The organism is Mesorhizobium australicum WSM2073 (genome assembly GCF_000230995.2).
Classification (GTDB): domain Bacteria; phylum Pseudomonadota; class Alphaproteobacteria; order Rhizobiales; family Rhizobiaceae; genus Mesorhizobium; species Mesorhizobium australicum.
In genome coordinates, this window is sequence record NC_019973.1 from 3598382 (window position 1) to 3620100 (window position 21719).

Genomic DNA, 21719 nt, shown 5'->3' on the forward strand with positions numbered 1-21719 from the left:
ATGACCCACCGCATTCTGATCCTCGGCGGCACCACCGAAGCCCGGCAACTGGCCGGAAGACTGGCGGCGCGCGCCCATTGCTCGGTCACGCTGTCGCTGGCCGGCCGTACGGAAAACCCCGTCGCGCAGGGCGTACCCGTGCGAAGTGGAGGGTTCGGCGGTGCCGACGGTTTGGTCGCTTATCTCAGGGAGACAGGCACTGGTCTGCTGATCGACGCCACGCATCCCTACGCGGCGCGTATCTCCGCCAATGCCGCGCAAGCGGCACGCGCCACTGGCGTGCCGATCCTTGCCTTGCGGCGTCCGGGCTGGGATGTCGTCCAGGGCGACCGCTGGCTTGAGGTGGACAGCGTTGCCGGGGCGGCACGGGCGCTTGGACCGGCGCCACGCCGTGTATTTCTGGCGCTGGGCCGGCAGGAGGTCACCGCCTTCGAGGCCGCACCCCAACACCACTACCTCATCCGCAGTGTCGATCCGGTCGAGCCGAAGCTGGTTGTGCCCGATGCCGACTATCTGCTGGCGCGCGGGCCGTTTGGCGAGACCGACGAGCGCGTGCTGCTCGAAAAGCATCGCATCGATGTCGTGGTGTCGAAGAACAGCGGCGGCACGGCGACATACGGGAAGATTGCCGCGGCGCGAACGCTCGGCATCGAGGTGATCATGGTGCGCAGGCCCGTCCTGCCGGATGTGCCCTCGGCTGAAACAGTCGAAGCGCTGGCCGCGATGGTCCGTCATTTCGTCGAGCCCGATGCCGAGCGCGGCGTGTAGACCAGCGCCGGCTTTTCGCCGCGCCTGATGATCCGGGTCTCCGGCGAGCCGATGATGATGCAGGTCGCCATGTCGGCCTTTTCTGCGTCGACATCGGCCAGCAGATAGACCTCGATGCGCTCGTCGGGCCGGCCGGCGGCGCGGCCGAAGATCACCGGCGTCGTGCCGGGCAGGATGGCGGCCAGGCATTCGAAGGCGCGGCCAAGCTGCCAGGGACGCGCCTTGCTGATCGGATTGTAGAGCGCAATGACGAAGCCGGCGCCGGCCGCCGCCAGAAGACGCAGTTCGATCAGATCCCAAGGCTTCAGATTGTCGGACAGCGAGATAGCGCAGAAGTCGTGGCCAAGCGGCGCGCCGATGCGGGCGGCGACCGCGAGCATGGCGGTGACGCCGGGCACGACAGCGACATCGACCGCGCGCCATTCGGCCGGACCGGCCTCGATGGCCTCGCAGACCGCTGCGGCCATGGCGAAGACGCCGGGATCGCCGCCCGACACCACGGCGACGTCGTGACCCTCGGCGGCCTTGGTCAAGGCATCCTTGGAGCGGGCGAGTTCCTCGCGGTTGTCGGAAGCGACACGGGTCTGGTCCGGGCGCAGGCCGAGCCGGTCCAGATACGGCTTGTAGCCGTAGAAGAATTTGGCCTCGGCGATAGCGTGGCTGGCTTGCGGCGTGACCTGGTCTGCATTGCCGGGCCCGAGGCCGATGACGGTGAGACGGCCGCTCATATCTGGGCTCCAGCCGCGCCCGGCCGACCGGACCAGCCGGCAACCAGCACAATGGCGAAGTAGGGCGCCTTGTCATCCGGCTTGTCGGCTAGTTTCATCGAGACGCTGCCGGCCATCGTGCCGCGCTCGACATAAACGGCGCGCGTCAGCTTGCCGGTCGCCTCCAGCGCGCGCCTGATCTTGGGCAGGTTGCGGCCGACCTTCATGATGACGGCGGCGTCGGTGTCGGCGAGGCGGCGCGTCAGCTCGAACTCGCTCATCGTGCCGGGCAGCACGGTCAGCACGTCGTCGCCCTGGACGATCGGCACACCGGTCTGCGACCAGCAGCCGGACATTGCGGTGATGCCGGGAATGACCTCGGTGGGGAAACGATGGGCAAGGCGGACATGCAGATGCATGTAGGACCCGTAGAACAGGGGATCGCCTTCGGACAGCACGGCAACCACCCTGCCGGCGTCGAGGTGCTCGGCGACCTGTTCCGCCGACTCCTCGTAGAAACCCGTGATCTGCGACCGGTAATCGTCGTGGTCCTTGTCGATCTCGGTGGTCACGGGATAGAGCAGCGGCAGTTCCAGCATGTCGGGCCGGAAGCGCGCCTCGACGATGGCGCGCGCATTGCTGTTGTTGCCACGCTTGGCGAAATACGCCACGACATCCGCCTCGGCCAGCACCCGCGCGGCCTTCAGCGTCAACAATTCTGGGTCGCCGGGACCGGTGCCGACACCAACGAGACGGCCTTTGGGGAGCGCGTTCACAGACCCGGCCTCGCCAGTGAATTGAGCGCGGCGGCGGTCATGGCGCTGCCTCCAAGCCTGCCGCGCACGATGGCATAGGGCACGCCATAGGAATTCTCGGCCAGTGCGTCCTTGGATTCGGCAGCGCCGACGAAGCCGACCGGCATGCCGATAATGGCCGCCGGCTTCGGCGCGCCATCGCGCAACTTCTCCAGGAGATAAAAGAGCGCGGTCGGTGCGTTGCCGATGGCGACCACCGAACCGGCGATGCGCTCGCCCCAGAGGTCGATGGCGGCCGCCGAGCGGGTATTGCCGATCTGCCTCGCGATGTCGTGCGTGCGCGGGTCGCGCAAGGTGCAGATCACCTCATTGCCGGTCGGCAGCCGGGCGCGGGTGACGCCATGCGAGACCATTTCGGCGTCGCAGAAGATCGGCGCGCCGGCCGCCAGAGCTTTGCGCGCGGCGCTGACGAAATCGGGGGAGAAAACGAAATGACTTGCCGCCTCGACTTGGCCGCAGGCATGGACCATGCGGATGGCGACATCGGCCTCGGCCTCGGAAAAGCGCGAGAGATCGGCCTCGGCGCGGATGATGGCGAAGGAGCGCTCGTAGATCGCCGTGCCGTCGCGGATATAGTCGTAAGCGGCCATGCTCATTCCTGTTGGTACATTTCGGCGATTGCTGCCGTGCCAAGCCTTGTCAGGCAAGCGGCGGCGGTTTCGCCCTGATGTCGTGCGCCGCGGATCATCGCCGCGACGCGGCTGAAGCCGCGCGGGGCGTCATAGCCCGGCCTGTAGCCGGCAGGAAGAGCCTTTGCCGTCGCGTTCACGACAAGTCCGGCTCCATTTTCGCCGCCGACAATTGTGAGTGCTGCCGGGCCGGGATTGGCGCAGCCCTTGGCGCAGCCCGACACGTGCAGCGTGAAATCGAGGATGTCGGCGTTTTCGGTGGCGATCGCCTCGGCGATGTCGCGGGTCGCGATCCGGCCGGAGGCGCAGGCCGGGGCGCCGGGGCAAGCCGCGATGCGCGTGCGCGGGTCGGTGGGAGAGGTGACGAAGCCGAGGGTGGCGGCGGTATCTTGAAGGGATTGATTGGCTTCCGTCGGCTGGCCGAGGAAAAGCAAGGCGCGGCCGGGGGCGAGGCGGATTTCTGACGTGCCGAAGGCAAGAGCTTTTTGCGCGAGGCCGATGATCTTGTCCGCCGGCATGCTGCCGTAGGGGAGGCCGATGCCGAAGGTGAAAATGTCGCCGGCTAAGGAGAAAAGGCCGATAGGCTTGCGCGAGGCGCTCCCCTCTGTCCTGCCGGACATCTCCCCCTCTAGGGGGGAGATTGCGCTGTTGTCGCTGTCTTCGCCAATCTTCGACGTTGAAAGGGGAATGCCGGCGCTCAAGCTGCCGATCTCCCCCCGCGTGGGGGAGATGTCCGGCAGGACAGAGAGGGGCGCCGTAGAGTGCCAACCTGTGAGAGACGCCAACTGCCGCTCCGACAAATCCCGTGTGTGTGCGTCCGGACCTTTCTCAGCGACCATCCGAAGCGCGGCGACAGCAATGTCGCGCGCCGCACCTTCGCCAGCCGTCGCAAGTCGCTTCTCACTTTGGCGGTCACCGGCAACTGATATGGCCCAAAGGGTGCCAGCGCTGACTCCAACCGCCTTCAGCCTGACATCGGCCGTCACCGCATCCAGAGTCAGCTGCCCGCCGCCGTCGACGACCACCGAAACCTTCGGCCCCAGCCTTGGTGCCAGTCCGGCATCTTCGATCGCCGCCATGATCCGCTCAGCCATCGCCCGGGGATCCGCAATCTCGTGTGGGTCGATACCCGCCAGCGGGCCGGTCTCGACCGGTACGCCGGTGCGCACCGCGATGCCCAGCGCATCGACCTCCGCCGCCAGCAACGCGGCACTTTCCGTTGTCAGGCCGCGGATCTGCAGGCTGCCGCGGGCCGTCACTTCCATGATGCCGTTGCCGTGCCGCGAGGCGGACTCAGCCAGGGCGATCAAGAGCTTCGGGGACAACCCTCCGGAAGATGAGCCTCCAGCGACCGGGTTGAGCCGCACCAGCAGGCCGTCGCCTGTCTGCATCGGTGCGGACAGAGCAGGGCAGGCGCCACGGCGCGAGAAGGCGTTCATGCCGCGACCCCGAGCGCGTTAGCCTCGGCGATCAGCGCGGCCAGATCGTCGTCGATAGAATTGCGCAAGGGATGCCAGAGGCCGCGCCGGCGCGCCGACAAGAAGCGCTCGGCAATGACTTTGGCGGCTGCGGGGTTTTCGCGCAGGATGAAGGCGCGGACGTCCGCGTCGCCAAGATAGGCGTCGTGCACAGCCTCGATCAGCGCGCCTGAAATCGCATGGGTGGTCTCGGCGAAGCCGACCAGCCGGTCGACGGTTTCGGCGAATTCGGAGGCGCCGCGCGGACCGTGGCGCATCTGGCCCGATATGAAACGTGAATTCACGGCCCGGGCGCGCACCACGCGCGACACCGCCTCGCCGACCGATCGCGGTTTCGGCTTTCGCGGATCGGTCGTATCGAGCACGATGACGTCGGCGTTCCTGCCAAGTGTGGCCAAGGCGGCCGAGAAGCCGCCGATGAAGGCGACGTCGGCGGAGCCTTCGAGAATGTCGCGGCCGGGGTCGTCGCCGGTGTGTACGAGAAGATCGGCGTCGGCGATGCGGCCTTCAAACGCTCCAGGTGCCGAGACGCCTTCGCCGCCGGCACCGCCATAGGCATGCGAGGTCGCGTCGAGATAGGCGCGGCCGATCTCTTCGCGCGCCGTCCAGTCGCCGCTCGACAGCATGTCCTCGACGCCGGCGCCGTACGTGCCGGGCGAAGTGCCGAAGATTCGTGGGCTGACCTTGCCGTCGGCGCGGGTTTTGGCGGCGAGCGGGTTTTCCGAATCGTCCTCGTCGCGCGCGGCAACGGCCTTGGCGGCGGCGTCGATCAGCGCGATCTGGGTCGGGAACATGTCGCGGAACAGACCTGATATACGCCAGGTGACGTCGACACGCGGGCGGCCGAGCGCCGCCGGGGGCAGCACCTCGATGCCGGTGACGCGGCCGGTGGCAGTGTCCCATTGCGGTCGGCAGCCCATCAAGGCCAGGCCCTGCGCGATCTCCTCGCCGCCGGTGCGCAGCGAAGCCGAGCCCCAGAGATCGATCACCAGCGAACGCGGCCAGTCGCCATGCGACTGCATGTAGCCGCGCACCACTTCTTCGGCCGCCGCCTTGCCGAGATCATATGCGGTCGGCGTCGGCATGATTCGCGGATCCGAGGTGAACAGATTGCGGCCGGTGGGCAAAACATCGGAGCGCCCGCGCGCGGGTGCGCCGGCCGGGCCCGCCTTGACGTGACGGCCATCGAGCGCCGCGAGCAGGGAGGCTTTCTCGGCGTTCGCGCTTTGCAGGCGCACGGAGTCTGGTTCGTCGTTGGGGACGCGGCCGTAGATGTGCAGCCCGTCCTTGATGGCGAAATCCTTGAGGTCGCAGAGCCAGGCGTCGATGCGGCGCAGCGCTTCGTCGGGCGCGTCGGTCTTGGCGACGCCGGCTTCCGAGGCAAGGCCGGTCTTTTGCGCAGTTTCGACAATCAGCCTGGCGAGCCGGTCCCGGCGACGGCGGTCGAGCCCGTCGGCCTGGGCGTATTCGTCGACCAGTCGCTCGAGCTCGTGCTGGTCCTCGTCCAGCCCTGCGCCTGCAAGCGGCGGCGGCAAATGGCCAAGCGTGACGGCGGCAATACGCCGTTTGGCCTGCGCTGCTTCGCCGGGATTGGAGACGATGAACGGATAGATGACGGGTAATGCGCCGGTGACGATCTCGGGAAAGCAGGTTGGCGACAGCGCGACGGTCTTGCCGGGCAACCATTCCAGCGTGCCGTGGGCGCCGACATGGACGAGAGCGTGGACGCCGAGCGATTTGCGCAGCCACAGGCCAAAGGCGATCAGGGCATGGCGCGGCGGGAGGGTCGGATCGTGGTAGTCGGCGCGACGGTCGGCCGAGCGGCCCCGGTCGGGGGCGAGTGCCACGGTGATATTGCCGAAATGCGCGGCGCGGAAGGGGAAGTGGTGTTTGCCTGATAGCGAAGGTGTGTGCGAGCGAAGACCTGTCTCATTTTCCGCTCTGCCCCACGCAGCCTTTACCGCAGCAATCGCCGATGTCGGCAACTCTTTCGAGAAGTCGAGATAGTCATTCAACCCCAGCCCATCACTGCCCCGCTCCAGCAAATCCAGCAATTCACGCGGCGTTTGCGGAATCCCGTCAACGGCATAGCCCTGTTCGCTCAAGTCGTGCAGCATGGCCAGCACGCTGGACGGCACGTCCAGCCCGACCGCATAGCCGGTGCGGCCAGGGGCGCTGGGATAATCGGGAATGAGGATCGCGAGCTTGCGCTCCTCCCGTCTTGTCTCCCGCAGCCGGATGAAAGCCGCGACTCGACCCGCCACTTGCTCCACCCGATCCAGTTCCGGGCGGTTCGCCAACGCACGATGGCCAAGCGCCGGATCGATATCGCTCTCGGCCTTAAAGGAAATGGCGCCGGCGAGGATGCGGCCGTCAAGTTCGGGCAGCACGACATGCATGGCAAGGTCGGCGGGCGCCAGGCCGCGCTGGTTGTTTTCCCAGATGTCGCGGCGCGTGGTGGCAACGATGACCTGGAAGACGGGCACGCCGGCGCGGTCGAACAAGGTTTCGACGCCGGGCTCGGCGCCGGAAGCGAACGCGGTCGCGGTGACGATCGCGGCGGGTTTCAGCGATGCGACGGCATTTTCGACGAACGCAAGCGACACCGGATCCTTCAGACTGGAAACGAAGATCGAGACCGGTGCCAATCCCCTGGAGCGCAAAGCCTCGGCCAGCGCATCGATCGGGGCGACATCGGCGGCGAGCAGCATCGATCGGTAGAAGAGAATCGGGATAATGGGAGTGCCGCTATTGGAACCGGTCGGCTCCTCCGCGACCCCCAATCCAGCCTGATAGTAACCGGCCTTCGGCACGCTGACCGGGTTGGCGACGGGCGCATCCTGTCCAGCCAAGCCTGCCAGCCTGTGCACCAGCGCGCCCATATTGGCCGGGCCGCCCTCGCGGAAATAGCCGAGCAGGCCGTCCAGTTCGGCGCGCCGCAGCGTCGAGGCTTCGACCAGCCTAAGATCCTCGTCGTGGCTTTCGCCGGGAAGCAGCGCCAGTTTGATGCCGCGTTCGCGGGCAATCACCGCCAGTTGGTCGCAGCCATAGCGCCACCAGTCGTAGCCGCCGAGGATGCGCACCAGGATGATTTTGGCGTGGCGGGCGACGCTGTCTATCCAGAGGTCGACGGACATGGGATGGCGCAGGTCGCGCAGTGCGGCCAGCCGCATCGAGGGCAGGCGACCGGCATCGGCCTTCCACGCCGCAGCCAGTCCGGCGAGATCGCTGTCGGTGAAGGACAGGGCCACGATATCCGCCGGCACCTGCCTGAGATCGACAGGCTCGGCGAGATCGTCGAGCGAGGCGGAGGTCGTGGTGAGGATGTGCATCGCGGCCCGGGCCTGAAAATCAGCCGGCGAGGATACGTTCGATCGCCGGGCGGTTCAGCCCCTTGAGGCCAATGACGACGAGCCGCGAGCGGCGGTCGTCCCCAGCGGTCCAGGCGCGGTCGTAGTAATGATTGACGCGCGGGCCGACGGCTTGCAGCAGGAGCCGCATAGGTTTGCCGCCGACCTCGACGAAGCCTTTCACGCGCAGCACGTTTTCCTGTTCGGCGGCCGCGGCGACGCGCTTTGCCAGCTCGTCGGGATTGGCGATCGAGGGAATGTCGACGATGAACGTGTCGAAGTCGTCATGCTCGTGATCGAATGCGCCGTCATGGTGGGACTTGCGGTTCTCGATGTCGTCCTCGACGGCGAGACCGAGCCCGAGCAGCACCGAGGGATCGACCTTGCCATGAGACGTCGGCACGATCTTCACGGCGCGGGCGGAGTGTTCGTTGATAATGGCGTTGGCGCGGGCTGAACCGGCGGCATCCATCAGGTCGCTCTTCGACAGGATGATCAGGTCGGCGCAGGCAATCTGGTCCTCGAACACTTCCTCGACCGGGTCGTCATGGTCGAGGCTCTCGTCCTGCGCGCGCTGCGCCTGCAGGGCGTCCATGTCGTTGGCGACGCGGCCTTCCGCCAGTGCGGGACCGTCGACCACGGCGATGACGCCATCGACCGTTACGCGGCTCTTCACCGTCGGCCACTGGAAAGCCTGGACCAGCGGCTTGGGCAGAGCGAGGCCCGAGGTTTCGATCAGGATATGGTCGACCTTAGGCGTCAGCGACAGGATCTGGTCGAGCGCCGGCACGAAATCATCGGCCACGGTGCAGCAGATACAGCCATTGGCCAGTTCGACGATGTTTTCCTCTGGGCAGGTGTCGATGCCGCATCCCTTGAGGATCTCGCCGTCGATGCCGATGTCGCCGAACTCGTTGACGATGATGGCAATCCGCTTGCCGCCGGCATTTTCCAGGAGATGGCGGACCAGTGTCGTCTTGCCGGCGCCGAGGAAGCCGGTGACGACGGTGCAGGGAACGCGGGACAGAGATGTTGTCATGATCAGTCTTTCAGCATGTCGAGGGGAGGGATGCGGGCAACGAGGCCGCGCTTGAGGCTATCGGGCCTGCCCCGCCAGGGAATGAGGCCGTCGCTCGAGGTGGCGAAGAGTTTCGCGCCGGTGACCAGATCGGCGCCGCTGCTCGCGGTCAGATCGCCGAACACATAGCTCCAGCAGCCGTCGCGCAGGATCGCGGCGCTCAGGCGGCGCTTGCAATTGCCGAGGCATTCGACCGTGCGGATGCGAATCTTCTCGCCCGAGGCGGCTTGGCGCGTATCTTCGGCCAAAAGTTCGCCGGCCCGGGGATGGGCGTCGGAGCCGGTCTCGTCGCGACAGGAAGCGCAGACAATGACCGTGATGCCGGCCAGGGGATGATTCCCGCCGGACGAAATGTCGGTTGTTTCAGCCGAAAAACTGCTGTCGCGATCCACATCAGGCTCCTTGCCCGGAAAACCCGCCAGGCGATCGGACTCTTGCATTCCAGACGGCAGGTCTCCTGGCTCGCGGGTCATCGCCTTGGGTAGCCGCCTTCCCGGGACAATCCCAGTGGCTTTCGGCCTTGGCTCTTCGCTCACAGTTGCGGGGACAGCCGCGGATTTGGGATCTTCAATCCCGCACCGCATTCCCTCTTGGCTCCTCCCTTTGCCGAGAGGAGACCGTCTGGATGGGATTTAGGCTCTTGCGGGCAGCGGTGTCAACGCGAGCTTACGACACCGCGATGTCGGACAGCGCCGGGCCGAGGTCGCCGGCAGGCGTTATTTCCATGCGCTCGAGGCCAAGCCAGCCCTGCATCTGCTTCAATTCCTCGAAGAGCTGGGCTGCGGTTTCGGGCGGTGTGCCGGGCTCGGCGTAGGCGGCATGGACGCGCAGGACACTGGCCGGCCGGTCAGCCTTGAGGTCGACGCGCGCCACGATCCTGTCGCCGAGCAGGAAAGGCAGGACATAGTAGCCGTATTGGCGCTTGTCGGCCGGCGTGTAGATTTCGATGCGGTAATGGAAGTCGAACAGCCGCTCCGAGCGCGAACGCTCGAAGACGACCGGATCGAACGGCGCCAGCAGAGCGCGGGCCTCGATCTTGCGCGGGATACGGGCGTCCTTGTGAAGGTAAGCCGGCTTGTCCCAGCCCTCGACACGGACCGGCAGCAAGTCGCCGAGCTCGACCAGTTCCTCCAGCCGGCCTTTCATGTCGGCCGGCGAGAGTCGAAAATAATCGCGCAGGTCGCCTGATGTCGCCACGCCATGGGCACGGGCGGAAATGCGCAGCAATTCGCGATGCGCGTCCTCAGGCGTCGGTACCGGCAGATCGAGGATCGCCTGCGGCAGCACGCGCTCCGGCAGGTCGTAAAAGCGCTCGAAGCCGCGCCGGTGCGCGGTGGTGATGCGCCCGGCCCAGAACAGCCATTCGAAGGCGTGCTTGGCATGGCTCCAACCCCACCAGCCACCGGAGCCTTTCTGGCCTTCGAGCGCCGAAGCGGCGATCGGCCCGCGCGCGACGACCTCGCGGTAGATCTCTTCTATATAGGCTGCGTGCTCGCGGCCCCATTTGGCCAGCCCCAGATACATTTCATCGCCTTGCTCGGCGCGCTGCATGCGCCAGCGCATCAGTGGGTAGGTCTCGACCGGCAGGAACGAGGCTTCATGCGCCCAATATTCGAAGACGGTGCGCTTGCGCGTCACGGCGGCGTTGTCGAGCAAAGCGAGGGGATAGGGGCCGAGACGCGAATAGAGCGGCATGTAATGAGCGCGCACCACCGCACTGACGGAATCGATCTGCAACAGGCCGGTGCGAGACAGAACGCGGGCGAAATGGCGGCGGTCCGGCGTGCCGGCGGGGCGGGGATCGAGAAATCCCTGGGCGGCGAGCGCGATGCGCCGCGCGGCGGCAAGCGAGATCTTTTCCTTCATGCGTATGCGTCCCTGATGGACCTGTCTGGCGTCATTGCCGGCGTGATTCCCGTCCATGCTAGCAGGGTTTTGGCGGCAACCCTGTCAGGAGAGAAAAGTGGAGTTAAAAGCGAAGGAAATCAAACAGGAGCGGATGGGACCAGTTTCTCCCGGAATGCCGTCCAGCTCGGTGTTTTGAACAAGGTTTGACTTGCTTCGCTGGAAGTGCTGCGCTAACCCTCGCCGCGTTGCAGCATAGGCCCCTTAAAACGGTTCAGCGGTTAATCTGTCACGCTTCCGCATTAAGGTTCGGTGCTGTAGTCAAAGTGGATTGGCGCCAACGGAAAGCCGCTGCATGAACGCACTTCTCAGTTCGTACCTGCCCATCGTCCTGTTTATCGGCGTGGCACTGGTCGTCGGCCTGGCGCTGCTGGCGGCTCCGTTCCTGGTGGCGTATCGCAACCCCGATCCCGAAAAGCTTTCCGCCTACGAGTGCGGTTTCAACTCGTTCGACGATGCCCGCATGAAATTCGACATCCGCTTCTACCTGGTGTCGATCCTGTTCATTATATTCGACCTGGAAGTTGCCTTCCTCTTCCCCTGGGCAGTGTCCTTCTCGAAGATCGGCATGCTCGGTTTCTGGTCAATGATGGTGTTTTTGGCAGTGCTGACCATCGGCTTTGCCTATGAATGGAAAAAAGGAGCGCTGGAATGGGATTGAACGACAGTTCAGGCACCCTCGTCGCGCCGAAGCCCAAAGGTATTATCGATCCCAACACCGGCAGGCCGGTGGGGGAGGACGATCCCTTCTTCCTCGAAATCAACAATGAGCTTGCCGACAAGGGTTTTCTGGTCACCTCGACCGAGGCGCTGATCACCTGGGCGCGCAGCGGCTCGCTGATGTTCATGACCTTCGGTCTGGCTTGCTGCGCGGTCGAGATGATCCACACCTCGATGCCGCGCTACGATTCGGAGCGGTTCGGTGTCGCGCCGCGCGCGTCTCCGCGCCAGTCCGACATCATGATCGTCGCCGGCACGCTGACCAACAAGATGGCGCCGGCGCTGCGCAAGGTCTACGACCAGATGCCGGAGCCGCGCTACGTCATCTCGATGGGCTCCTGCGCCAATGGCGGCGGCTACTATCACTATTCCTATTCGGTGGTACGCGGCTGCGACCGCGTCGTGCCGGTCGACATCTATGTGCCCGGCTGCCCGCCGAGCGCCGAAGCCCTGCTCTATGGCATTCTTCTGCTGCAGAAGAAGATCCGCCGCACCGGCACGATCGAACGGTAAATCCATGGCCGCCTCCTTAAGCGAACTGTCGACCTATCTCGGCGAGAAGCTGCCTGGCCGCTTCGGCGATGCGGTATTCGCCTATGGCGAGCTCACCGTTCACGTCGAGCCTCAAAACCTGATCGAGGTGATGACCTTCCTGCGCGACGATGCGCGCTGCCAGTTCATCTCGATCATCGATGTCTGCGGTGCCGACTATCCGTCGCGGGCCAAGCGCTTCGACGTCGTCTATCACCTGCTTTCGCCGAAGCAGAATGTGCGCATTCGCATCAAGGTGCAGGCCGACGAGGAGACGATGGTGCCTTCGATCACCGGCGTCTATCCCGGCGCCGACTGGTTCGAGCGCGAAACCTACGATCTCTATGGCGTGCTGTTTTCGGGCCACCCGGACCTGCGCCGCCTGCTGACCGACTACGGTTTCGAAGGCCATCCGCTGCGCAAGGATTTCCCGCTCACCGGTTTCGTCGAAGTGCGTTACGACGACGAAGCCAAGCGCGTCATCTACGAGCCGGTGGAACTGAAGCAGGAATTCCGCAATTTCGATTTTCTGTCCCCATGGGAAGGCACGGATTACGTGCTGCCAGGGGATGAGAAGGCAAAGCAGTAATGGCTGAAACCTCCGTCCGCAACTTTAACATCAACTTCGGACCTCAACACCCTGCCGCGCACGGCGTTTTGCGCCTCGTGCTGGAGTTGGACGGCGAAGTCGTCGACCGCGTCGATCCGCATATCGGGCTCTTGCATCGCGGTACGGAGAAGCTGATCGAGGCAAAAACCTATCTGCAGGCGCTGCCTTATCTCGACCGGCTCGATTATTGCGCGCCGATGAACCAGGAGCACGCCTTCGCGCTGGCCGCCGAGCGCCTGCTCGGCATCGAGGTGCCGAGGCGCGGCCAGCTGATCCGCGTGCTCTATTGCGAAATCGGCCGTATCATGTCGCACATCCTCAATGTGACGACGCAAGCCATGGACGTCGGCGCGCTGACGCCGCCGCTGTGGGGCTTCGTCGAGCGCGAAAAGCTGATGGTGTTCTATGAGCGCGCCTCGGGCTCGCGCATGCATGCGGCCTATTTCCGTCCGGGCGGCGTCCACCAGGACCTGCCGCGCCAGCTGGTCGAGGACATCGGCAAGTGGATCGACCCTTTCCTGAAATCGCTCGACGATCTCGACAGGCTGCTCACCGGCAACCGCATTTTCAAGCAGCGCAATGTCGACATCGGCATCGTCTCGCTGGCCGACGCCTGGGCCTGGGGCTTTTCGGGCGTCATGGTCCGTGGTTCGGGCTCGCCGTGGGACCTGCGCAAGTCGCAGCCCTATGAATGCTATTCGGAAATGGATTTCGACATTCCTGTCGGCAAGAATGGTGACTGTTTCGACCGCTACCTCGTGCGCATGGAAGAAATGCGCCAGTCGGCACGGATCATGCGCCAGTGCATCGATCTCTTGCTCGGCAAGGAAAGCACCGGCCCGGTGTCGAACCTCGACGGCAAGGTGGTGCCGCCCAAGCGCCAGGCGATGAAGCGTTCGATGGAAGCGCTCATCCATCACTTCAAGCTCTATACCGAGGGCTACCGCGTGCCGGCCGGCGAAGTCTATGCGGCGGTCGAGGCGCCAAAGGGCGAGTTCGGCGTCTACCTAGTCTCCGACGGCACCAACAAGCCCTACCGCTGCAAGCTGCGCGCACCCGGTTTCGCGCATCTGCAAGCCATGGATTTCCTCTGCCGCGGCCACATGCTGGCCGACGTCACCGCCGTCCTCGGCTCCCTCGACATCGTGTTTGGTGAGGTCGATCGCTAAATGTCAGTCCGCCGTCTCGCAGAAGCCAGCGTCCAGCCAGCCTCCTTCGCCTTCAACCGGGCGAATGCGGCAGCGGCGAAGCAATGGATCAAGAAGTATCCCAAGGGCCGCGAGCAGTCGGCGATCATTCCCCTGCTGATGATAGCGCAGGAGCAGGAGGGCTGGGTCACCAAGGCGGCGATCGAGACCATCTCCGACATGCTCGGCATGCCGCGTATCCGCGGCCTCGAGGTCGCGACCTTCTATACGCAGTACCAGTTGAACCCCGTTGGCACCCGTGCGCACATCCAGGTTTGCGGCACCACGCCCTGCATGCTGCGCGGCTCGGAAGCGCTGATGGATGTGTGCCGCTCGAAGATCCATCACGACCAATTCCACACCAACGACAAGGGCACCTTGTCGTGGGAAGAGGTCGAGTGCCTCGGCGCCTGCGTCAACGCGCCGATGGTCATGGTGTTCAAGGATACGTTCGAGGATCTGACACCGGAACGGCTGGCTGAAATCATCGATCTCTACGATGCGGGCAAGGGCGCCTCGGTGACGCCGGGACCGCAGAACGGCCGCACCGGCTCGGAGCCGGCCTCCGGCCTGACCACGTTGAAGAGCGAAAAGGCGATCCTCAAGTCGACCCGCGACCGTGAAGCCCGGGAAGCAGCCAGGGCCGCGAAGGCAGCGCCCGACGCGATCATCGCTGCGCCGGTGCCGGCACCGGCCGCCCCAGCTGCGCCTGGTCCGGTTGCTCCGTCGAAATCCAGCAGGCCGAAGACCGCCGCGCCAGAGACTAACCCGACGTTGAAGACGCCGTCGCCGGCCAAGGTCGCGCCGGTCACCGAGAACGCGGCTAGCGTTGCGCCACCCCTTCACTCGGCCGCCAACGCCAACAAGGCCGCTCCTGAAGTCGAGGCGACTCCAAAACAACGCAATGGGCCGAAGAACCGGGCCGAACCGGGCAGCGCCTTCAAGGCGCCGGAGACCAAGCAGCCTGCCGCCAAGCCGACCAAGAAGCCGGTCTGAGGGACGAAAAATGCTTCAGGACAAAGACCGCATCTTTACCAACATATACGGCCTCTTCGACAAGTCGCTGGCCGGCGCCATGGCGCGCGGCGCCTGGGACAACACGCCCGGCATCGTCGCCAAGGGGCGTGAGTGGATCGTCAACGAGATGAAGGCGTCGGGACTGCGCGGACGCGGCGGCGCCGGCTTCCCGACCGGGCTGAAATGGTCGTTCATGCCCAAGCAGAGCGACGGCCGGCCGAGCTATCTCGTCATCAACGCCGACGAATCCGAGCCCGGCACCTGCAAGGACCGCGACATCCTGCGCAACGATCCGCACACGCTGGTCGAGGGCGCGTTCCTGGCCGGCTTCGCCATGGGCGCGATTGCCGCCTACATCTATGTGCGCGGCGAGTTCATCCGCGAGCGCGAGGCGCTGCAGCGGGCGATCGAGGAGGCCTACGAGGCCAAGCTGATCGGCAAGAACAACACGTCGGGCTACGATTTTGAAATCTACATGCATCACGGCGCCGGCGCTTATATCTGCGGCGAGGAAACGGCGCTGCTGGAAAGCCTCGAAGGCAAGAAGGGCCAGCCCCGGCTGAAACCGCCATTCCCGGCCAATGTCGGCCTCTATGGCTGCCCGACCACTGTCAACAATGTCGAATCGATCGCGGTGGCGCCGACCATCCTGCGCCGGGGGGCTGCCTGGTTCTCGTCCTTCGGCCGGCCCAACAATGTCGGCACCAAGCTGTTCTGCGTTTCCGGCCACGTCAACAATCCGTGCACCGTCGAAGAGGCGATGTCGATCCCGTTCCGCGAGCTTATCGAGACCCATTGCGGCGGCATCCGCGGCGGCTGGGACAATCTGCTCGCCGTCATTCCGGGCGGCGCCTCGGTGCCACTGGTGCCGGCGGAGCAGATCATCGATACGCCGATGGATTTCGACGCGCTGCGCGATCTCAAGTCCGGCCTCGGCACGGCCGCCGTCATCGTCATGGACAAGTCGACCGATGTCGTGAAGGCGATCGCGCGGCTTTCCTACTTCTACAAGCATGAAAGCTGCGGCCAGTGCACGCCGTGCCGCGAGGGCACCGGCTGGATGTGGCGGGTGATGGAGCGGCTGGTGCGCGGCGAGGCTCAGAAGCGCGAGATCGACATGCTGCTCGACGTCACCAAGCAGGTCGAAGGCCACACGATCTGCGCGCTGGGCGATGCGGCGGCATGGCCGATCCAGGGCCTGATGCGGCATTTCCGCGGCGAGGTGGAGCGGCGCATCGACGAGTTTTCGCGCAACGCGCACCGGGCCGAACCGGTGATGGTGGCGGCGGAATAACAAGAAACTTTTGAACGCGGGAAGAAACGGGGCGGGGCGAACGAAGAAACGACCAGGAGAACTCTATGGCGCCGTATTCGACACCCTACCCATTGATGCCCAATTTGGACCAGATCGAGAAGATGAACCAGGACCTGACCAGGATGATGCCGAAGGAGATGGCCAGCGCCGTCAACCTTTTCGCGCACCCTGTCGCGGGTGCGGCGGCGATGTCGGCGCTTGGCATGGGGCTCGCCAATCATGCGTTCGGCGTCTGGATGGGCGCGCTTTCGGGGGCCGCCGAGGCATCACACCGCCTCATGCAGCCGCTGATCGAGGATTTCGAGGCACGCGTCGAGCAATTCGAGGATGCGAACTCGTCGTCCATCAGGGCGCGGGCGACCGCGAAGACGATGATTGCCGAGGCGCAGTCCTTCGCCCAGGAAGTCACCGATATCGCAGCCAGGGAAGCCGCCACCACCGCGCCGGCCGCCAATGCCGCTCCGGCAACAAGCGAGGCAGCGGATGTGCTGCTGCCGGAAGATTTCAGGCAGCCCAAGGCCATGGAGAAGCCGACGAGGCCGTCCGACCTCAAGGCGATATCGGGCATCGGCCCGAAGCTGGAAAGAGTGCTGAACGGCCTCGGTATCTGGACGTTTGCCCAGATCGCCGCATGGTCGCCGCAAGAGATTGCCTGGGTCGACGATTATCTGTCGTTCAAGGGCCGCATCGGCCGTGACGACTGGACTGCCCAGGCGGCGGCGCTGGCCGCGAAGAAGTGAATGAAATCTCGGGCGCTGCGTCTGTCGCGCCCGGAAAATGAGATTGCGGGAAATCCGCAGGGGTTTGAGGCGAATGGCAAAGCTCAAGGTCGACGGGAAAGAAATCACTGTACCCGACCATTACACGCTGCTGCAGGCGGCCGAGGACGCGGGCGCGGAAGTGCCGCGCTTCTGCTTCCATGAGCGGCTGTCGATCGCCGGCAATTGCCGCATGTGCCTGATCGAGGTGAAGGGCGGACCGCCCAAGCCGCAGGCCTCCTGCGCCATGGGCGTGCGCGACCTGCGCCCCGGCCCGAACGGCGAGCCGCCGGAAATCTTCACCAACACGCCGATGGTCAAGAAGGCCCGGGAAGGCGTGATGGAATTCCTGCTGATCAACCATCCGCTGGACTGCCCGATCTGCGATCAGGGCGGCGAGTGCGACCTGCAGGACCAGGCGATGGCCTTCGGCGTCGATTCCTCGCGCTACCACGAGAACAAGCGCGCGGTGGAAGACAAGTATATCGGCCCGCTGGTCAAGACAGTGATGAACCGCTGCATCCACTGCACGCGCTGCGTCCGCTTCACCACCGAAGTTGCCGGCATTTCCGAACTCGGCCTGATCGGCCGCGGCGAGGATGCCGAGATCACCACCTATCTCGAACAGGCAATGACCTCGGAGTTGCAGGGCAACGTGATCGATCTCTGCCCGGTCGGCGCGCTGACCTCCAAGCCCTTCGCCTTCCAGGCCCGGCCGTGGGAGCTGACCAAGACCGAATCCATCGACGTGATGGATGCCGTCGGCTCGGCGATCCGCGTCGACAGCCGTGGACGCGAAGTGATGCGCATCCTGCCGCGCGTCAACGAAGCCGTGAACGAGGAATGGATTTCCGACAAGACCCGCTTCATCTGGGACGGCCTGCGCACGCAGCGCCTCGACCGCCCCTATGTGCGCAAGGACGGCAGGCTGGTTCCGGCGAGCTGGGCCGAAGCGTTCGCGGCGATCAAGGGCGCGGTTTCGGCGGCGGCCCCCGACAAGATCGGCGCCATCGCGGGCGATCTCGCGGCGGTTGAGGAAATCTACGCGCTGAAGCTCCTGATGGCCTCGCTCGGTTCGAAGAACACCGACTGCCGCCAGGATGGCGCGACGCTCGATCCGGCACTCGGACGCGCCAGCTATATCTTCAACCCGACCATCGAAGGCATCGAGCAGGCCGACGCGGTGCTGATCATCGGGGCCAATCCGCGCTTCGAGGCCTCGGTGCTCAACGCCCGCATCCGCAAGCGCTGGCGCCTCGGCAATCTGCCGGTCGGTGTCATCGGCGATGTCGGCGACACGCGCTATGACTACGAACAGCTGGGCGCCGGGCCGGATTCGCTGAAGGATCTGGCGGACGGCAACGGCAAGTTCTTCCAGACGCTGAAGAAGGCGACGCATCCCCTTATTATCGTCGGTCAGGGCGCTCTGGCGCGCGCCGATGGCGCGGCCGTGCTCGGCCAAGCGGCCAGGCTCGCCGCCGCCGTGAATGCCGCACGCGCCGACTGGAATGGCTTTGCCGTGCTGCACACCGCAGCGGCGCGCGTCGGCGGCCTGGACCTCGGCTTCGTGCCGGGCGAGGGCGGCAAGAACGTCGCCGGCATGCTGGGCGAGACGGATGTCCTGTTCCTGCTCGGCGCCGACGAGATCGACATGAGCAAGACCGGCGGCGCCTTCGTCGTCTATGTCGGCACGCACGGCGACGCCGGCGCGCATCGCGCCAATGTCATCCTGCCGGCGGCTGCCTATACCGAAAAGTCCGGCACCTACGTCAACACCGAAGGGCGCGTGCAGCAGACCAACCGCGCTGGCTTCGCGCCGGGCGACGCGCGCGAGGATTGGGCGATCTTGCGGGCGCTGTCCGACGTACTGGGCAAGAAACTGCCGTTCGATTCGCTGCCGCAGCTGCGCGCAAAGCTCTATGGCGAATACCCGCATCTGGCTCGCATCGACCAGGTCGCGGCCGGCAATGCCGAGGATATCGCCGGCGTGGCGAAGCTCGGCGGGCGGTTGAACAAGGGAACCTTCACCTCGCCGGTCAAGGATTTCTACCTGACCAACCCGATCGCGCGCGCATCGGCCGTGATGGCGGAATGCTCGGCACTGGCCAAGAGCGGCTTCAAGCAGGCGGCGGAATAAGCATGGACACCTTCTTCTCCTTCTACGTGCTGCCGGCGCTGCTGATCCTCTTGAAGTCGGTCGTGCTGATCGTGGTGCTGCTGATCTTCGTCGCCTACATCCTTTATGCCGACCGCAAGATCTGGGCGGCGGTGCAGCTTCGCCGTGGCCCGAATGTCGTCGGCCCCTGGGGCACGCTGCAGGCCTTCGCCGACCTGCTGAAATTCGTCTTCAAGGAACCGGTCATCCCGTCGGGCGCCAACAAGGGCGTCTTCCTGCTGGCGCCACTTGTCTCCGCCGTGCTGGCGATCTCGGCCTGGGCGGTCATACCGGTCAGCCAGGGTTGGGCGATCGCCAACGTCAATGTCGGCATCCTCTATGTCTTCGCCATCTCCTCGCTCGAGGTCTATGGCGTGATCATGGGCGGCTGGGCGTCCAACTCGAAATATCCGTTCCTCGGCGCGTTGCGTTCGGCGGCGCAGATGGTGTCATACGAAGTTTCGATCGGCTTCGTCATCGTCACCGTGCTGCTCACCGCCGGCTCGCTCAACCTCAGCGATATCGTGCTGTCGCAGCAGGGTGGGCTTGGTACGCGGCTCGGCCTGCCCAACACGTTCCTCGACTGGAACTGGCTGGCGCTGTTCCCGATGTTCGTCATCTTCTTCATCTCGGCGTTGGCGGAGACGAACCGTCCGCCCTTCGATCTGGTCGAAGCCGAATCGGAGCTGGTCGCCGGCCACATGGTCGAATATTCGTCGACGCCGTTCCTTTTGTTCTTCCTCGGCGAGTATGTCGCGATCGTGCTGATGTGCGCGCTGGCCACCATCCTGTTCCTCGGCGGCTGGCTGCCTCCCTTCGACTTCGCGCCCTTCACCTGGGTGCCCGGCGTCATCTGGTTCGTGCTGAAGGTCTGTTTCGTGTTCTTCGGCATCTCGATGGTGAAGGCCTTCGTGCCGCGCTACCGCTACGACCAGCTGATGCGGCTGGGCTGGAAAGTGTTCCTGCCGATCTCGCTGTTCATGGTCGTCGCCACCGCGGCCTTCCTCAAGATCACGGGGTTTGCGTGATGTCCGCTTTGTCCCAGGCCGCGAAATCGCTGCTGCTGCAGGATTTCGTCAGCGCCTTCTTCCTGTCGATGCGCCAGTTCTTCGCGCCGAAGGAGACGATCAACTATCCGCACGAGAAGGGACCGATCAGCCCGCGCTTTCGCGGCGAGCATGCGTTGCGCCGCTATCCCAACGGCGAGGAACGCTGCATCGCCTGCAAACTGTGCGAGGCGATCTGCCCGGCGCAGGCGATCACCATCGAGGCCGGCCCGCGCCGCAATGACGGCACGCGCCGCACGGTGCGTTACGATATCGACATGGTGAAGTGCATCTATTGCGGCTTCTGCCAGGAAGCCTGCCCGGTCGACGCCATTGTCGAGGGGCCGAATTTCGAATTCGCGACGGAAACGCGCGAGGAACTCTACTACGACAAGGACCGGCTGCTGGCGAATGGCGACCGGTGGGAGCGCGAACTGGCGCGCAACATCTCACTGGACTCGCCCTATCGCTGAGATCTGACGCATGGACGGGGCGAGGGGCCTCGTCCGGAGGATCATCCCGAAAAGTTGCGGACTTTTCGGACAAGATCATCCTCCGGAAGACAAAAGTGTCGCATGTTTCTTTTGATCGGGTATTTCAACCCGATCGGAACATGCGATAGGACACAACGAAACTTGCCGACCGGAGGCGGTCGCAAACATCAAACAGGACGAGCGTCCTGTTTGGACAGGAACCCGGGGGATCCCCAATGCTGAGTGGACTAGAGGCGGCCTTCTTCTACCTCTTCGCCTTTGTCGCCGTGGCGTCGGCGTTCATGGTCATTTCGTCGCGCAACCCCGTGCATTCGGTGCTGTTCCTGATCCTGACCTTCTTCAACGCCGCCGGCCTGTTCATGCTGACCGGCGCCGAGTTCCTGGCGATGATCCTGCTCGTCGTCTATGTCGGCGCGGTCCTGGTGCTGTTCCTGTTCGTCGTCATGATGCTCGACGTCGATTTCGCCGAACTGAAGAGCGGCGCCCTGCAATACGCGCCGATCGGCGCGCTGGTCGGGCTGATCCTGGCGGCGGAGCTGATCGTGGTGCTGGGCGGCTACACCTTCGCGCCGAAGCTCGCCTCGACAGTCGCAAAGCCCATCCCGGATCTCGCCGCGCGATCGAACACGGCGGCGCTCGGCGACATCCTCTATACCGACTACCTCTACTACTTCCAGATTTCGGGCCTCATCCTGCTGGTCGCCATGATCGGCGCCATCGTCTTGACGCTGCGCCACAAGGAAGGGGTCAAGCGGCAGTCGATCGCAGCCCAGGTCGGCCGCACCGCGGCGACCGGCATGGAAATCCGCAAGGTCAAGTCGGGCGAAGGAGTCTGAGATGGTCGTCGGCATCGCACATTATCTGACCGTATCGGCTGTTCTGTTCACGCTCGGCGTGTTCGGCATCTTCCTCAACCGCCGCAACATCATCGTCATCTTGATGTCGATCGAGCTGATCCTGCTGGCGGTCAACATCAATTTCGTCGCCTTTTCGGCGGCGCTCGGCGATCTGGTCGGCCAGGTGTTCGCGCTGTTCGTGCTGACCGTCGCGGCGGCTGAAGCCGCTATCGGGCTTGCCATTCTCGTCGTCTTCTTCCGCAACCGCGGCTCGATCGCGGTCGAAGACGTGAACATGATGAAGGGTTGACGGGGCGACT

General features: G+C 64.8%; 20 protein-coding genes, 1 pseudogene and 1 riboswitch. Of the genes and pseudogenes, 13 read left to right on the forward strand and 8 right to left on the reverse strand.

Annotated elements, in window-relative coordinates; translation table 11 throughout:
* The gene (locus tag MESAU_RS17270) at positions 1-768 is read left to right on the forward strand and encodes a cobalt-precorrin-6A reductase (protein WP_015317329.1); all 768 of its coding nucleotides are present in this window, start codon (positions 1-3) and stop codon (positions 766-768) included.
* On the opposite strand, the gene MESAU_RS17275 is transcribed toward MESAU_RS17270, so the two are convergent.
* From MESAU_RS17275 to MESAU_RS17310, 8 genes are all read right to left on the reverse strand, one after another.
* A complete protein-coding gene (locus tag MESAU_RS17275) occupies positions 732-1496 on the reverse strand; it encodes a precorrin-3B C(17)-methyltransferase (RefSeq protein WP_015317330.1) in 765 nt (254 codons plus the stop codon). The two genes, MESAU_RS17270 and MESAU_RS17275, sit on opposite strands and share 37 nt — an antisense overlap.
* The gene (locus tag MESAU_RS17280) at positions 1493-2251 is read right to left on the reverse strand and encodes a precorrin-2 C(20)-methyltransferase (protein WP_015317331.1); all 759 of its coding nucleotides are present in this window, start codon (positions 2249-2251) and stop codon (positions 1493-1495) included. The genes MESAU_RS17275 and MESAU_RS17280 overlap by 4 nt, the downstream gene beginning before the upstream one ends.
* Positions 2248-2880, reverse strand: a complete 633-nt coding sequence (locus MESAU_RS17285; RefSeq protein ID WP_015317332.1) for a precorrin-8X methylmutase — start codon at positions 2878-2880, stop codon at positions 2248-2250. Before MESAU_RS17285 ends, MESAU_RS17280 begins: the two co-directional genes overlap by 4 nt.
* A gap of 2 nt (positions 2881-2882) precedes the next feature.
* Positions 2883-4358, reverse strand: a complete 1476-nt coding sequence (gene cobG / locus MESAU_RS17290; protein ID WP_015317333.1) for a precorrin-3B synthase — start codon at positions 4356-4358, stop codon at positions 2883-2885.
* The gene (gene cobN / locus MESAU_RS17295; RefSeq protein ID WP_015317334.1) at positions 4355-7729 is read right to left on the reverse strand and encodes a cobaltochelatase subunit CobN; all 3375 of its coding nucleotides are present in this window, start codon (positions 7727-7729) and stop codon (positions 4355-4357) included. The genes cobG and cobN overlap by 4 nt, the downstream gene beginning before the upstream one ends.
* Positions 7730-7748: 19 nt before the next feature.
* The gene (gene cobW / locus MESAU_RS17300; protein WP_015317335.1) at positions 7749-8786 is read right to left on the reverse strand and encodes a cobalamin biosynthesis protein CobW; all 1038 of its coding nucleotides are present in this window, start codon (positions 8784-8786) and stop codon (positions 7749-7751) included.
* A gap of 2 nt (positions 8787-8788) precedes the next feature.
* On the reverse strand, positions 8789-9217 hold the full coding sequence (locus tag MESAU_RS17305; protein ID WP_083883227.1) for a DUF1636 family protein: 429 nt from the start codon (positions 9215-9217) through the stop codon (positions 8789-8791).
* A 38-nt stretch (positions 9218-9255) separates the two neighbouring features.
* A riboswitch (cobalamin riboswitch) is annotated at positions 9256-9462 on the reverse strand.
* 29 nt (positions 9463-9491) lie between these two features.
* Complete coding sequence (locus MESAU_RS17310) at positions 9492-10691, reverse strand: winged helix-turn-helix domain-containing protein (RefSeq protein WP_015317337.1); 1200 nt, start codon at positions 10689-10691, stop codon at positions 9492-9494.
* Between the two features lie 334 nt (positions 10692-11025).
* Between MESAU_RS17310 and MESAU_RS17315 the strand changes: the two genes are divergently transcribed.
* From MESAU_RS17315 to nuoK, 12 genes and pseudogenes are all read left to right on the forward strand, one after another.
* On the forward strand, positions 11026-11391 hold the full coding sequence (locus MESAU_RS17315; RefSeq protein WP_010910112.1) for an NADH-quinone oxidoreductase subunit A: 366 nt from the start codon (positions 11026-11028) through the stop codon (positions 11389-11391).
* Entirely contained in the window at positions 11382-11963 is a 582-nt protein-coding gene (locus MESAU_RS17320; RefSeq protein WP_015317338.1) for a NuoB/complex I 20 kDa subunit family protein, read from the forward strand. Before MESAU_RS17315 ends, MESAU_RS17320 begins: the two co-directional genes overlap by 10 nt.
* Before the next feature lie 4 nt (positions 11964-11967).
* Entirely contained in the window at positions 11968-12570 is a 603-nt protein-coding gene (locus MESAU_RS17325) for an NADH-quinone oxidoreductase subunit C (protein WP_015317339.1), read from the forward strand.
* On the forward strand, positions 12570-13760 hold the full coding sequence (locus tag MESAU_RS17330) for an NADH-quinone oxidoreductase subunit D (RefSeq protein ID WP_015317340.1): 1191 nt from the start codon (positions 12570-12572) through the stop codon (positions 13758-13760). Before MESAU_RS17325 ends, MESAU_RS17330 begins: the two co-directional genes overlap by 1 nt.
* Positions 13761-14762, forward strand: a pseudogene (gene nuoE / locus MESAU_RS17335) (NADH-quinone oxidoreductase subunit NuoE); the annotation flags it as partial.
* A 22-nt stretch (positions 14763-14784) separates the two neighbouring features.
* A complete protein-coding gene (nuoF, locus tag MESAU_RS17340; protein WP_015317342.1) occupies positions 14785-16089 on the forward strand; it encodes an NADH-quinone oxidoreductase subunit NuoF in 1305 nt (434 codons plus the stop codon).
* 65 nt (positions 16090-16154) lie between these two features.
* Complete coding sequence (locus tag MESAU_RS17345) at positions 16155-16850, forward strand: NADH-quinone oxidoreductase subunit E (RefSeq protein ID WP_015317343.1); 696 nt, start codon at positions 16155-16157, stop codon at positions 16848-16850.
* 73 nt (positions 16851-16923) lie between these two features.
* Entirely contained in the window at positions 16924-19005 is a 2082-nt protein-coding gene (gene nuoG / locus MESAU_RS17350; RefSeq protein WP_015317344.1) for an NADH-quinone oxidoreductase subunit NuoG, read from the forward strand.
* Positions 19006-19007: 2 nt separating this feature from the next.
* The gene (gene nuoH / locus MESAU_RS17355) at positions 19008-20051 is read left to right on the forward strand and encodes an NADH-quinone oxidoreductase subunit NuoH (protein ID WP_015317345.1); all 1044 of its coding nucleotides are present in this window, start codon (positions 19008-19010) and stop codon (positions 20049-20051) included.
* On the forward strand, positions 20051-20542 hold the full coding sequence (nuoI, locus tag MESAU_RS17360) for an NADH-quinone oxidoreductase subunit NuoI (protein ID WP_015317346.1): 492 nt from the start codon (positions 20051-20053) through the stop codon (positions 20540-20542). The genes nuoH and nuoI overlap by 1 nt, the downstream gene beginning before the upstream one ends.
* Before the next feature lie 236 nt (positions 20543-20778).
* The gene (locus tag MESAU_RS17365; RefSeq protein WP_015317347.1) at positions 20779-21399 is read left to right on the forward strand and encodes an NADH-quinone oxidoreductase subunit J; all 621 of its coding nucleotides are present in this window, start codon (positions 20779-20781) and stop codon (positions 21397-21399) included.
* Position 21400: 1 nt separating this feature from the next.
* A complete protein-coding gene (gene nuoK, locus MESAU_RS17370; RefSeq protein ID WP_015317348.1) occupies positions 21401-21709 on the forward strand; it encodes an NADH-quinone oxidoreductase subunit NuoK in 309 nt (102 codons plus the stop codon).
* The last annotated feature ends 10 nt before the right edge of the window (positions 21710-21719 follow it).